The following is a 13,431-nucleotide window of genomic DNA, read 5'->3' on the forward strand; positions in this document are numbered from 1 at the left end:
CAAACCAAGCTGTGTTTTATTTGTTTAGCATAGCTGTTGTATCACGGGTAAGTATTGCCTTCATTTATAAAGCGTTAACTCATTTTATCAACCAATACGTCTGCGCCCAGTGCGTATAAGGCTTGTTCAACGTCATCTTCGTTAATCTGTGTCGTCGCGCTAATTTGAAAGTGAGCTTTAAACAGCGGAATACCACTGTGACTTGCAGGTTCAAATTGGCTACTTAATTTTTCAATATTGATCCCAATTTGATGCAGTTGGTTTGATATTTCTAACACTAATCCTGGACGGTCATTGGCGACCATTTGGTAGTTCAATTGGTAGGAGGGCTTGTTTGTTAAAAGGGCCGCTGAAGAGGTTAAAGATAAATCGTCAATGCACGCTAATGCATCGGTGATGTCGTCCCAATTTTCTACTGGCGCTTCTATTTGCAACAAGGCGGCAAACAAACCATCAAAATGACGCATTTCTGAATCAAGCCAATTGCCATTATGGCGACTAATTACATTGGCTATTTGTTCAACTAATCCTTTTCTATCAGGGGCTTGCAGGGTGATTATGTAACGCTTCATCAAGGCACTCCTTCAGTCACATTTTTATACACTGTAACACTACTGTCATCTTAGCGTCATATAATCCCCAACTGATAAACTGAGGTTATTTATTGAATTAACTAAGTAATGTCATATTTAGTTATTGGTAACACAGTAAAGTGCAGTTGAAAAGCGCTTAATGTAATGATTAATTTTAGAGGTTGGAAATGGAAAGTCAGGTAACAAAGCCTGGTTCGGCGACTAATAACCTTCTCGTAGATGGACACTCTACCCGTAGGGCATTTAAGGATAAAGCAGCAGAGATTGGGGTTACGGTTGGCGGCACAATGGTGTTCGTGGCGTTGCTGTTAATCTTTTTCTACCTGCTTTATGTGATTAAGCCTATTTTTGACGGGGCAAGTATTGAGCCGGTGACTGAAATCGCATTACAACACAGTGATTCACCGACATTGATGGTGGGAAGTGACGAACAAAATGAAGTGTTGTATCGAGTGTCAAAACAAGGAACGGTTGATTTTTATTCGGCGATTACAGGCCAGTTAATTTCAACCGTGCAGCCTGCACTTCCTGATGGCGTTAGCGTGACCAGTAGCGCGCAATCAGCACCGAGTGAACAACGTTTTGCTTTAGGATTAAGCAATGGTGAAGTTAAAGCCTATGGCATTGAGTTTACGCTCACATACCCTAATAATCAGCGGTTAATTACCCCGCGTGTGCGTAATTTGCTCGGTGATACGCCATTAGTGATAAACCCAAAGGGGGGGATTTTCGATTTAGTCTTTGGTTATAGCGCTGACAAAATGAGTTTTGCTTATCAAACTGAATCGGGTCAATGGTATTTAAATCGCCAAGTTGGCGAAGAAAACATGATGACCGAAGAGATCCAATGGCATGCTGCTCAAGTTGCGATAAATGACGCGCCTGAGCAGGTTAATCAAGCATTGTTAACCCCAGACCATCGTCAGTTAATGCTAATGGCCAAAAATAAAATCTTTATCTATGACATTCGTTACGCCGATGAAGTTGAGTTACTGCAAGTCTTAGATGTGAAAGAAGCGCAGTCAAAAGTGGTGAATGTTGAGTTATTAGCTGGTGCCAGTTCAATTTTAGTCAGTTACGACAACGGTTATATCAGCCAATATTTTCAGGTAAATAGCGATAAAGGCCGTTTGTATCAAAAAATACGCGACTTTCCCGATGTTGCGCCTGTGAGTGTTATGACCACTGAGTTTTACCGTAAAAGTTTTGCCACATTAAGCGCTAGCGGTGAGCTGACTCTGCTGTATAGCACCAGCGAGCGTAATTTACTTGACCAAAAGTTTGATATTGCTAATGCCACGACCATGAGTTTTAGTCCACGCTCAAATGGGTTAATTGTTGATGCGGGTAATAAATTACATTTATTTGCCGTTGATAACAGCCACCCTGAAGTGTCTTGGAGTGCTTTGTGGGAAAAGGTTTGGTATGAAGGTTACCCTGAACCACAATATGTATGGCAATCAACGTCAGGTTCTGATGATTTTGAAGCCAAATTAAGCCTCATGCCACTGGCCTTTGGCACCATGAAAGCGGCGTTTTATGCCATGTTATTTGCCATCCCGTTGGCTATTTCAGGGGCAATATACACCGCTTATTTTATGACGCCGAAAGTGCGCAATATCGTTAAACCTACCATTGAAATAATGGAAGCGTTGCCAACAGTTATTTTAGGTTTCCTTGCCGGATTATGGCTAGCGCCGCTGATTGAAGACCACTTACCCGGCATTGTCATGCTACTTATCATGTTGCCATTGTCTATCTTGTTAACCGCGTTTGCATGGCACTGTATGCCTGCCAAATGGAAACAACGTCTGCCTGAAACCTACCAAGAATTAATGCTCGTGCCAGTCATCTTATTTGTTGGTTGGTTTGCATTCACCATGAGTCCTGTGGTTGAGATGGCCTTGTTCGATGGTAATACCCGCCAATTTATTACTAATGATTTAGGGATTACCTTTGACCAACGTAATGCATTGGTTGTCGGAATCGCGATGGGTTTTGCCGTTATTCCAACCATTTTCTCTATTGCAGAAGATGCAATATTCTCTGTGCCGCGTCATTTGTCAAATGGCAGCTTGGCACTTGGTGCAACTAATTGGCAAACCTTAACTCGGGTTGTATTACTTACCGCAAGTCCGGGTATTTTCTCCGCAATAATGATGGGAACAGGCCGTGCAGTAGGGGAAACCATGATTGTATTAATGGCAACGGGTAATACCGCCATTATGGAATGGAGTGTGTTTGAAGGGATGCGCACATTGGCAGCGAACATTGCTGTGGAAATGCCAGAGTCGGCCATTGGTAGCTCGCATTATCGTGTGTTGTTTTTAGCGGCATTTGTGTTGTTTGTGTTTACCTTCTTCTTTAACACCATTGCTGAAGTTGTTCGTCAACGTTTACGCGATCGTTACAGCTCATTGTAGGAACACAAGATGACATTTTTAATTAGCATTTCACCATTGGTTTTGCGAGGTTTATACAATGGGTAAGTGGTTTAAATCAGGTTCTCCATGGATTTGGATGACCGGTGGTGCGGTTAGTATTAGTTTGATTGCCGTATTGGGTTTGTTGCTGTTAATCGCATGGCGTGGCTTAAGCTATTTTTGGCCGGCTGATATTTACCAGTGGCAACTTGAAAATAATCGCGGTGAAAAAAGCACGCTAATTGGCGAAATTTATGATCGTGAGCAAGTACCCACTGAGCGTTTAATTTCAGCGGGGCATACTTTTAACCAACATCCTGGTGAGTTTGTCGAGCGTTATTTAGTGAAAACAGGAAACCGTGAATTTGTCGGTTTAGATTTTCGCTGGATATTAGCAACTGATATTGTCAGTCGCTCAACACCTGCTGGAATTGCAAAGTTTGAGCGTACTAAAAACGGCAATTTTTATGGTTATCCGGTGGCAGTGATTAACGATGGTAAACGCATTGCACTAACAGATGACAACATTGAAACTGCGTTAACTGCGCAAATTGAGCGCGCCGTTGATTTAAGCTCTCAAGCGTTATCATTGCAAAAAAGCGACATTGGTTCCATTAACTACTCATTAGAGCGTTTGCGTTTAAAAGCGCGCAAGTTTGAACTCGATGGCAAGTTAACCGCTCAAGCCAAAGCCGATTTTGACCAACAAGCGAAACAATTAAACGATGAGTATTTACTACTAGAAAACGCGTTATTTGATCTACGTGACCAAGCAGCGCGTGATTCTGTGGTGATCCGCGACATGCGCGGCCAAGAAGTGACGCTTAACTTAAATAGCATCTTAGATGTCACCTACGTTAACCATTTGAGCTTGTTGGCTAAGATTGGCCACTGGTTTTCGGGTTTAGGCCACTTTGTTAATGATGACCCACGTGAAGCCAACACGGAAGGGGGCGTATTTCCTGCCATTTTTGGCACGGTATTTATGGTGATGCTAATGGCGGTTATCGTGACTCCATTTGGGGTGATTGCAGCTATTTATTTGCATGAATACGCTAAAAAAGGCCCGATTACGAAGATGATCCGCATTGCAGTGATCAACTTAGCAGGGGTGCCATCCATTGTTTATGGGGTATTTGGTTTAGGCTTTTTTGTGTATATGCTCGGTGGCTCTATTGATCAATTGTTTTACCCCGAAGCATTACCCGCGCCAACATTTGGTTCGCCAGGGGTCATTTGGTCAGCGTTAACTTTAGCAATTTTAACCTTACCGGTAGTGATTGTATCTACGGAAGAAGGCTTAAGCCGGATCCCAAGTGCGGTGCGCCAAGGCAGTTTAGCGTTAGGTGCGACCAAAGCTGAAACCTTATGGCGCATCGTGATCCCAATGGCAAGTCCGGCGATTATGACCGGATTGATATTAGCCGTGGCGCGTGCCGCAGGTGAAGTTGCGCCGCTTATGTTGGTAGGTGTGGTTAAACTGGCTCCGACATTACCCATTGATATGAATTTCCCATTTGTGCATTTAGAACGTAAATTCATGCACTTAGGCTTCCATATTTATGACGTTGGCTTTCAAAGCCCTAACGTCGAAGCTGCCAGACCCTTGGTTTATGCTACTTCATTCTTATTAGTCTCTGTAATTGTTGCGCTTAACTTGACTGCGATTAGCGTGCGTAACCACTTACGTGAAAAATTCCGTTCGCTAGAACATTAAATGGCGATATCTAAAGGATAAACAAATGATTTCGATAGACAGAACTGCAAACCAATTGCAAACCGTGGATTTAGCTAACTTGCCAGCACAAGATACCGCATTAGAGATCCGTAACTTAGACCTCAGTTACGCAGACAAACAAGCGTTGTTTGATGTGTCGATGAAGATCCCTAAAAAACAAGTTACCGCGTTTATTGGTCCGTCAGGGTGTGGTAAATCTACATTATTGCGGTGTATTAACCGCATGAATGACTTAGTTGATACCTGTAAAATTGGCGGTGAAATTTTGCTTCATGGGCAAAATATTTATGACAAAAAAGTTGATGTTGCTAGCTTACGTCGCAACGTTGGTATGGTGTTTCAGCGCCCGAATCCATTCCCTAAATCAATTTATGAAAACGTCGTTTATGGCTTACGATTACAAGGATTGAATAATCGTCGTGAACTAGATGAAGCGGCAGAGCGCTCGCTTCGTGGCGCAGCAATTTGGGATGAAGTGAAAGATCGCCTCCATGACAATGCGTTTGGCTTATCTGGTGGTCAGCAACAACGCTTGGTGATTGCTCGCGCCATTGCCATTGAGCCTGAAGTATTACTCCTTGATGAACCCACCTCGGCACTTGACCCTATTTCAACCTTAACCATTGAAGAGTTGATTACTGAGTTAAAAGAAAAGTACACCGTGGTGATTGTGACGCACAACATGCAACAAGCGGCGCGGGTATCAGACCAAACTGCGTTCATGTACATGGGCGAGCTAGTTGAGTATGCCAACACCAACACCATTTTTACCACACCGAAAAAGCGTAAAACCGAAGATTACATCACCGGTCGCTACGGTTAAGCCACTGTTACCCAAATTGACAAGTTAAGGTAAGTACAATCATGGAAAAGTTAAATACCAATAAGCACATTTCGGGTCAGTTTAATGCTGAGCTAGAAGACATTCGTAACCGTGTGTTAGCCATGGGGGGGTTAGTCGAACGTCAGTTAGAGCAGTCATTGGATGCACTTGCAGGCTTAGATGCTGATTTGGCTCGAACGGTGATTGAGGGGGATCATAAAGTCAACGGCATGGAAGTGGCCATTGATGAAGAATGTACCCGCATTATTGCTAAGCGCCAACCTGCGGCGAGTGATTTACGCTTAATTATTACGATTTCTAAAACCATTAGCGACCTTGAACGCATTGGCGATGCTTGTGTACGTATTGCTAAAGCCGCAGTAGATAAACGAGCCAAAAGCCAAGAGCCGTTACTTGTGAGTATTGAAAGCATGGGGCGACATGCTACCCGTACTTTACATGCAACATTAGATGCTTTGGCACGCATGGATGTTGAAAAAGCCTTTGCCTTACATAAAGAAGATGCCAAATTAGACCGTGAATATGAAGGTATTATCCGTCAGTTAATGACTTACATGATGGAAGACCCTCGCTCAATTCCAGGGGTATTAGATGTGTTGTGGGCAGCGCGAGCGGTTGAACGCGTAGGTGACCGTTGTAAAAATATTTGTGAGTACATTATTTATTACGTAAAAGGTAAAGATGTGCGTCACACAAGTTATGAAGAGATGGAAAAAGACATTATTAATTAACGGTTTGGTGTTTGCGTAATGGGTAGCATTATGAATATTATTTGCCCGTTGTGTGGCCGATATTAATAATAGCCATGGATAACAGAACGCGAAAAAGTGCATATATAATTGCAATCAAATACTGGCGACTGCAGATGAAAAAAACTTGTGCAGTCGCTTTCTTGTGCCTGTGGGGCAATCATTATCATCGTAATTTGATAGCCGTTAGCGTGTAACCAAACGAGATAAAAATAAGCACTTTAGTGATCTAGATTATGCTGAAAAGGCGGTTTATTCATCGCCAGTGATTAACCTTTGAGCCCGCTATGACAGTGGTTTGGGATAAATTGTCCCGAAATTTATTTTTATATGTGTCAAAATGTCACGTTTGTGATTTGCTGTTGGCTAAATATTGGCTCATATTGTCAATATTGGTTGAATTTATTTGAACTAGATCACACCTTAATCTTTGGCATTGTACTTGCTTTAGTCAGCTATTCTGTTATTACGGCAAGCTATATGAGATGTCAGCAGCATCAACTTCGACACATTAATACATTCTCTGGTGAAATAAGCGGAGCATTTGCTGATTTAGGGACATTTTTGCCCTTAGTGTTGGGGCTAATTGCATTAAACCAATTTTCTCCGCAAGGGGTCTTTTTGGGTTTTGGTTGTTTTGCTTTATTTACCGCTTGGTTTTATAAACGGCCAATTCCAACTCAGCCAATGAAAGTGATTTCAGCCTTGGTTATTGCTGAAGGTTTTTCTCCCGGGATGCTCCAAGCAAGTGCGATGCTTATCGGTATCATACTGCTTGTGTTGGCCTACACAGGGGCCATTGGTTGGTTAGCAAAACAAATTTCACCAACGATTAGCATCGGTATTCAATTGGCGATTGGTTTACAGCTAATTTGGATTGGTGGGGTGATGATTTCAGAAACTTGGGTTATCGGCATCGCTGGGTTGGTCTTGTTATTGTGCAGCCGCTTTTTACCTCTGCCGTTTTTGATGATGCCAGCGGTTTTAGGGCTGGGCATTGTTTGGCAAATGGTCCATGGCGCGCAAGCGAGTTTCGAATTCAATCAGGTTTATCCATGGCATTTATCTTGGCCCAATGTCGATGAGTGGAGTCAAGCAGCGTTATTATTAGTGTTACCACAATTGGCATTGACGTTAACGAATGCGGTGATTGTGGTTTCTGCGTTAGCGACAAGTAAATTCCCTGAAGATGAAGCCAAGTTAGTGCCAAAACGGTTTGCGATTAGCTCAGGTTGGGCTAACTTATTGCTGGCGCCTTTTGGCGGCATGGCAATGTGTCATGGCGCGGGTGGTTTTGCGGTGCAATATTACTTTGGTGCGCGCAGTTATGTTGCGCCGTTGATATTTGGTGTTACTTGCATTGCGATTGCATTGTGTTGGGGTCAAGGCATGGCGAATTTATTGTCGTTAATTCCAATGGCATTATTAGGTGCATTACTTGCTATTGCAGGGATTCAATTAGCTTGGTCTAAACGCTTTATTGATGGCAAACCGTATTGTATTTTTGTGATTTTTACCACCGCGTTAATGTGCTTGTTGTTTAATACCGCCGTTGGGTTGATTGCCGGTTTGCTGCTGGAATTTATTCGCCGTCATCAATTAACTAAAACCACCTAGGTAGATTAATGAGCAGGTTTTATTTGCGCGTAGCTAGCAAAGCCTTTAACCAGTGAAGAGTCCCTTATTGTGTGAATATTGACAGTTAATCAGCCGCTAAGCTGTTAACGTTTAATCACTAACGGTTAGTCTCTATCATCTAATGCGCCATTTGCGCGCGAATTTGTTTGGCTTTTGGTCATTATGTTTAATATCAATTTTAGAATTATTAGCTGCATATATTGGCAGTGAAAATAGGAACGTTATGAAAAAAACCTTAACCCGCGGATTGATGAACCTGCTCCCTATGGTGCTATCTATCTGGTTGTTTTGGTCATTGTTTATTTCCCTTGATGGGCTTGGGCGCTTATTGCTTGAGTCATTAGGTGTCAAACCGATTTTTATTGGCGCTGGCTTTACGTTAGTGGCGGTAATTATTTTTATCGCAGGATTATTATTTTCCGTGAGTCCCATTGTGTGGTTATACAGTTGGGTAGAGCGTCAATTAATGAAGTTCCCGTTGTTTAAATCCGTATATGGCAGTATTCGTGATATTGCGGCATTGATGAACAATGACAACAAACCTAAAAATCAACAAACTGTGCTGATTAAACAGGCCAATGGGAGCTATATTGTTGGCTTTATTATGGGAGATAACACGCCTGCGCCATTAACCGATGCGTTGCCAGATGGTGACTGGGTGCCGGTATTATTTCAGTTAAGCTACCAAATGGCTGGGGTCACCAGTTTAGTGAAACGAGAAGACTTAATTGAAGTGCAGTGGTCGTTTGAAGAAGCTATGCGCTTTAACTTAACCGCTGGGATTTCAAGCTCAAAAGACATTGCGCACAATTAAATCAGCCGCGTTGATTAACGCTCTTAGATTGATGTAAAACGCGTCAATCTAGGTTACATCATTTAACTTGTTTCACGAATGTAGGTTAAAGCATTGCTCCAAGTGATAACAGCGCTTATCCTTGGGGCAAATGTATATCAACATCAAAGAGAAAACACATGTCAGGCACACCCAGTAAATTAGATAAAGTGCTTGCACAAGCACGTGAGTATAAAGCGAGCCGTGAAAAAGGTTACCGTGAACAAGCGCTGAAGTTATACCCGTGGATTTGCGGTCGTTGTACTCGCGAATTTACCCATAAAAACCTCAGTGAATTAACTGTTCACCATGTTGATCATAACCATGATAACAACCCCTCTGATGGCAGCAATTGGGAATTATTATGTTTGTATTGCCACGACAACGAACATTCACGTTTTGAAGAGTTAATTCGCTACGGCAATACCACTGAAGCGAAGCAAGAAGCGGCAACGTATAATCCGTTTGCTGACTTAAAGTCGATGATGAAAAAGTAGTTGTTAGCCAAGGTCATTGAAAGTCAGCCATGGGCTGGCTTTTTTATTGACAGGTATTTTACACGCTGCGGGTGATTTTAGCTTGGGCTGCCAACCATTTGTCGCGGCTTAATATTTGGGTGTTGCTGTCGCCTTCAAACTGGCTTTTTCGCGCGGGTAGGGCGGCGACAATTTGCTGTTGCTGCTGTTCATTGGCTTTTGACCAAGCAACGATTTCATCAATATGGCGGTAACAGCCCATACAATAATCATCATCATTCAAACCGCATCTAGCAACACACGGGGACTGCATAGTTATTTCCTTTTAACTGTTGGAGGTATGGACACTGTTGTTTTTTACGCGCTAATTGACGTTTGCGGCTAGGTTAGCACGGTTTTAACCCAAGCGGTAAAGCTGAATTAGATGATGATTTTTGATAAACCTCACTTTGCATCATATCAATCAGGTGTATGGTGGTCTGCGCGTTAACATGACCGCTAAATTTGTATGTTGATCAGGTGAGTACCCTGTTGGGCCTGATCTTTAATATGAATATATATCACGACTGGATACCGAATTGACCAATAAAAGCGACTATCAATCTCAGTTTGCATTGTTAACCACTTATTTGGAGCAATATCGTGCGCTATGGCAAGTAAAAGCTTTTGATTGCAAAAGCTTACCTTGGGAGACATCGTTTACCCATTTAGCTGAAAAATTATGGCAACTTAATGACGCAGATATTGACGAGTTAGATAGTCATCAGCAGCGGTTAGTTGATACGCTTTTGCCCGCGCTAGCACGCGATTGTAACCTTGATGACGCGCAGCAAAAGAGATTAAACCAATTGCTCACGGCACGCTTTGGATCTAAAGCACAACTTGACTCTCAATGGCTTGATAGCGTTGAACTGCCACATTTTAGCGCCACGATAAAGGGACGTAAGTGGCAACAAATTAGTGCGTTTGCACAACATGTGGATAGCGAGCTGCCATTTTTTGAATGGTGCGCAGGTAAAGGCCATCTTGGGCGGTATTTGGCTAAAACGAAGCAAGTGAGTGTGCATAGTCTTGAATGGCAACAATCATTATGTGATGCCGGAATAACCTTTGCCAAACAATGGCAATTACCGCAAACATTCGAGTGTGCAGATGTCTTTGCTTTACGTCAAAATCCATTAGATTGTCAGCAGCATGCCGTGGCATTACATGCTTGCGGTGACTTACATATTCATTTATTACGTCATGTGGTGGATGCCGATACTCAAGCGGTGTCGATATCACCTTGCTGTTATCATTTGATTCAAGACGAGGTTTATCAACCGTTATCCGCTATTGGCCAAAAGCAAACGCTTAAGCTGGCTAAGCATGATTTGCAATTACCTTTGCAGCAAAGTGTTATTGCTAATAAAAAACAGCAACAATTGCGTCATCAAGAAATTGCTTGGCGTTTAGGTTTTGACAGCCTACAACGAGATATTAGCGATAATCCGCATTATTTACCGATTCCGAGTGTTAAACGTAGCCAATTAAGTGGTGAGTTTAGTGACTTTTGCCATTGGGCAGCTAACTGTAAAGGCTTGGTGTTAACTGCTGATATTGACTGGCATGATTACCTTGAACAGGGGCTAGTTCGACAACGGCTGACTCGACGAATTGACCTCGTTGCACATGTTTTCCGGCGCATGCTAGAGCATTGGTTAGTGCTCGATAGAGTGTGTTATTTAATTGAGCATGGCTATCAGGTGCAGGTGTATGATTTTTGTTCGCCTAACATTACGCCGCGCAATAGCCTTATTCAGGCGACAAAACGCAAATAAACCGGCATTTGTTGATGATTTGTTATTAAGTTATTGTTTCATTTATTTTATTTTGTCCATTGCAGTCTAAATCAACTGTCTATATTCAGTTGTATTCATGCCGTGAGTTAAAAAATATGACAAATCTCTTGGGTTTTCCTCGGTTTTTGATTGAATCTTGAGGCTAATCTTGTTCAAATGGCGGGTTATTGAAATTCCACTATGAAATGCCATGTAATTGTGGCTTCAGTTAAGCGAAAAATACGGTTTAATGAAATATTCCCGCGTCTTTATTAATAGCCTAGCGTATGAGCTAGCACCGCAAGTAGTGTCGAGCAGTGATCTTGAAAATCGTTTAGCACCGCTGTATCAAAAATTTCGTATTCCAATGGGGCAACTTGCTGCATTAACAGGAATAAAAGAACGCCGTTGGTGGCCTAAAGGGCATCGTTTGTCTGACGGCGCAATTGCGGCAGCAAAAAAGGCTGTAGCAGAAACCGGTATTAATGTTAGCGAACTTGGCGCGGTTGTTTATACCGGCGTATGTCGTGATCAACATGAACCTGCAACAGCATGCCGCATAGCAGCTGAGCTGGGTGTATCAAAAGATACCGCGATATACGATATAAGCAACGCATGCTTGGGCGTATTGTCAGGTATGTTAGATATTGCTAATCGCATAGAATTGGGCCAAATCAAAGCTGGAATGGTTGTCTCATGTGAGTCTGCGCGCGACATTGTCGATGCCACGATTGAGCACATGTTGGCTGAACCGACAATGCAAAACTTTGCTCAGTCATTAGCCACACTTACAGGTGGTTCTGGTGCAGTGGCAGTGATTTTAACCGATGGCAGCTTACCGTTAACCACCCAACGCCAACATCAATTACTAGGAGCAAGTCACCTTTCTGCTCCTGAACATCATCAGCTGTGTCAATGGGGCCTACAAGAAGCCGGTCACATGTTGTATCGCGAATTTATGCGCACTGATGCGGTGACATTGCTTAAAGAGGGGGTGGATTTAGCTAAGCATACTTGGCAACACTTCTTAACTCAGCGCGATTGGGTCGTTGAACAAGTTGATAAAGTTATTTGTCATCAAGTAGGCTCATCTAATCGTAAGCAAGTGCTCAATGCGTTAAATATTCCTCATGAAAAAGAATATCCAACCTATGAATCACTTGGCAATATGGGTACGGTTTCGCTGCCTGTTACTGCAGCATTAGCTCACGATAATGGCTTTATTCACGCAGGTGATCAGGTGAGCTTTTTAGGTATAGGCAGTGGCTTAAACTGCATGATGCTGGGTATTAAGTGGTAATTGTTAGCGCTTGAGTAGAGCGTGTCTTTACAAAATAATGAGAAGAATTTAGGGACATCATGTTAGAAAAGTTAATGCCATTTGAGCAGCATTATTTAGATTTGAATGGCAATAAAATGCATTACCTCAATGAAGGCGAAGGTGAGCCGGTGGTCATGGTTCACGGTAACCCTAGTTGGAGCTTTTATTACCGTAACCTTGTAAGTGCATTAGCCGGCAACCATCAATGTATTGTGCCTGATCATATTGGCTGTGGCATGTCTGATAAACCCAATGATGCTAATTACGATTACACCTTAAAGCAACGCATTGATGACCTTGAAACCCTGCTAGATAGCTTAGGCGTGACCGAAAATATTACTTTAGTGGTTCATGATTGGGGCGGGATGATTGGTACAGGGTTTGCCGCGCGTTATCCTGAGCGAATTAAACGTTTAGTGTTTTTAAACACCGCAGCGTTTCATTTACCAAAATCTAAGCCATTTCCTTGGGCATTATGGATATGCCGTGACACGTTACTTGGCACGATTTTAGTACGCGGATTCAATGCGTTTGCTTCAGCGGCCTCTTATGTGGGCGTAAAACGCAAACCCATGGATAAAGCCACCCGCAAAGCATACGTTGCGCCATTTAATAATTGGGCTAACCGTATTTCTACCCTGCGTTTTGTGCAAGATATTCCATTAAAACCGGCGCATCGTAACTACGATTTAGTCACTGAAATATCAGCCAGTTTGGCCAAGTTTCAACAAACACCCACCATGGTGTGTTTTGGTTTACAAGACTTTGTGTTTGATGAGCATTTTTACGCACAGTGGAAAGATAAAATGCCTTATGCTGAATTTCACGAATTCCCTGATTGCGGTCACTATATTCTTGAAGATGCTAGTGATGACGTTATTGGGTTGATTAAAACGTTTATCAGTAAGCACCCATAAGGGCAGCATGACACAATAATTAAGGCTCTTAGGAGCCTTTTTATTTAAGCCAAATTTTATATTGCCGTATTGATTGCTTG

Annotated in this window: 12 protein-coding genes; 10 read left to right on the plus strand and 2 right to left on the minus strand. The window is 42.6% G+C overall.

All coding sequences use genetic code 11. The annotated features are described in order from the left end of the window. Positions 1-74 precede the first annotated feature (74 nt). Positions 75-572: a glycine cleavage system transcriptional repressor gene (locus tag G3R48_RS02600; RefSeq protein WP_153660598.1), complete on the minus strand. Its 498-nt coding sequence runs from the start codon at positions 570-572 to the stop codon at positions 75-77. A gap of 188 nt (positions 573-760) precedes the next feature. Here G3R48_RS02600 and G3R48_RS02605 point away from each other — a divergent pair, with 188 nt between their 5' ends. From G3R48_RS02605 to G3R48_RS02635, 7 genes are all read left to right on the plus strand, one after another. After that, positions 761-3,016, plus strand: coding sequence for an ABC transporter permease subunit (locus G3R48_RS02605; protein WP_153660596.1), 2,256 nt, complete (start codon positions 761-763; stop codon positions 3,014-3,016). Positions 3,017-3,074: 58 nt separating this feature from the next. Then, positions 3,075-4,733: a phosphate ABC transporter permease PstA gene (gene pstA, locus G3R48_RS02610; protein ID WP_153660594.1), complete on the plus strand. Its 1,659-nt coding sequence runs from the start codon at positions 3,075-3,077 to the stop codon at positions 4,731-4,733. A gap of 25 nt (positions 4,734-4,758) precedes the next feature. Next, entirely contained in the window at positions 4,759-5,577 is an 819-nt protein-coding gene (pstB, locus tag G3R48_RS02615) for a phosphate ABC transporter ATP-binding protein PstB (protein ID WP_153660592.1), read from the plus strand. A 41-nt stretch (positions 5,578-5,618) separates the two neighbouring features. Continuing rightward, on the plus strand, positions 5,619-6,329 hold the full coding sequence (phoU, locus tag G3R48_RS02620) for a phosphate signaling complex protein PhoU (protein ID WP_153660590.1): 711 nt from the start codon (positions 5,619-5,621) through the stop codon (positions 6,327-6,329). Positions 6,330-6,827: 498 nt separating this feature from the next. Further along, positions 6,828-7,964, plus strand: coding sequence for a putative sulfate/molybdate transporter (locus G3R48_RS02625; protein ID WP_153660588.1), 1,137 nt, complete (start codon positions 6,828-6,830; stop codon positions 7,962-7,964). Between the two features lie 244 nt (positions 7,965-8,208). After that, positions 8,209-8,799: a DUF502 domain-containing protein gene (locus tag G3R48_RS02630; protein ID WP_153660586.1), complete on the plus strand. Its 591-nt coding sequence runs from the start codon at positions 8,209-8,211 to the stop codon at positions 8,797-8,799. Between the two features lie 158 nt (positions 8,800-8,957). Continuing rightward, complete coding sequence (locus tag G3R48_RS02635) at positions 8,958-9,314, plus strand: YajD family HNH nuclease (protein WP_153660584.1); 357 nt, start codon at positions 8,958-8,960, stop codon at positions 9,312-9,314. A 58-nt stretch (positions 9,315-9,372) separates the two neighbouring features. On the opposite strand, the gene G3R48_RS02640 is transcribed toward G3R48_RS02635, so the two are convergent. Continuing rightward, on the minus strand, positions 9,373-9,606 hold the full coding sequence (locus tag G3R48_RS02640) for a DUF1289 domain-containing protein (RefSeq protein ID WP_153660582.1): 234 nt from the start codon (positions 9,604-9,606) through the stop codon (positions 9,373-9,375). 265 nt (positions 9,607-9,871) lie between these two features. On the opposite strand from G3R48_RS02640, the gene G3R48_RS02645 reads away from it, so the two are divergent. The 3 genes from G3R48_RS02645 (at position 9,872) to G3R48_RS02655 (ending at position 13,351) form a co-directional block, all read left to right on the plus strand. Further along, positions 9,872-11,113 carry a methyltransferase gene (locus G3R48_RS02645; RefSeq protein WP_153660580.1) on the plus strand — a complete coding sequence of 414 codons (1,242 nt, stop codon included), beginning with the start codon at positions 9,872-9,874 and terminating at the stop codon, positions 11,111-11,113. A 250-nt stretch (positions 11,114-11,363) separates the two neighbouring features. Then, positions 11,364-12,413, plus strand: a complete 1,050-nt coding sequence (locus G3R48_RS02650; RefSeq protein ID WP_153660578.1) for a 3-oxoacyl-ACP synthase III — start codon at positions 11,364-11,366, stop codon at positions 12,411-12,413. 59 nt (positions 12,414-12,472) lie between these two features. Beyond that, positions 12,473-13,351 carry an alpha/beta fold hydrolase gene (locus G3R48_RS02655; RefSeq protein ID WP_153660576.1) on the plus strand — a complete coding sequence of 293 codons (879 nt, stop codon included), beginning with the start codon at positions 12,473-12,475 and terminating at the stop codon, positions 13,349-13,351. Positions 13,352-13,431: the final 80 nt, after the last annotated feature.

It is taken from the genome of Shewanella intestini, assembly GCF_018221465.1.
Taxonomy (GTDB): Bacteria; Pseudomonadota; Gammaproteobacteria; order Enterobacterales; family Shewanellaceae; genus Shewanella; species Shewanella intestini.

Excerpts from the sequence above, each read along its gene's own strand:
- G3R48_RS02635 (WP_153660584.1), top strand. The coding sequence starts at position 8,958 with ATGTCAGGCACACCCAGTAAATTAGATAAAGTGCTTGCACAAGCACGT.
- G3R48_RS02640 (WP_153660582.1), bottom strand. The coding sequence starts at position 9,606 with ATGCAGTCCCCGTGTGTTGCTAGATGCGGTTTGAATGATGATGATTAT.
- G3R48_RS02650 (WP_153660578.1), top strand. The coding sequence starts at position 11,364 with ATGAAATATTCCCGCGTCTTTATTAATAGCCTAGCGTATGAGCTAGCA.
- G3R48_RS02655 (WP_153660576.1), top strand. The coding sequence starts at position 12,473 with ATGTTAGAAAAGTTAATGCCATTTGAGCAGCATTATTTAGATTTGAAT.
- G3R48_RS02600 (WP_153660598.1), bottom strand. The coding sequence starts at position 572 with ATGAAGCGTTACATAATCACCCTGCAAGCCCCTGATAGAAAAGGATTA.
- phoU (WP_153660590.1), top strand. The coding sequence starts at position 5,619 with ATGGAAAAGTTAAATACCAATAAGCACATTTCGGGTCAGTTTAATGCT.
- G3R48_RS02625 (WP_153660588.1), top strand. The coding sequence starts at position 6,828 with ATGAGATGTCAGCAGCATCAACTTCGACACATTAATACATTCTCTGGT.
- pstB (WP_153660592.1), top strand. The coding sequence starts at position 4,759 with ATGATTTCGATAGACAGAACTGCAAACCAATTGCAAACCGTGGATTTA.
- G3R48_RS02630 (WP_153660586.1), top strand. The coding sequence starts at position 8,209 with ATGAAAAAAACCTTAACCCGCGGATTGATGAACCTGCTCCCTATGGTG.
- G3R48_RS02605 (WP_153660596.1), top strand. The coding sequence starts at position 761 with ATGGAAAGTCAGGTAACAAAGCCTGGTTCGGCGACTAATAACCTTCTC.
- pstA (WP_153660594.1), top strand. The coding sequence starts at position 3,075 with ATGGGTAAGTGGTTTAAATCAGGTTCTCCATGGATTTGGATGACCGGT.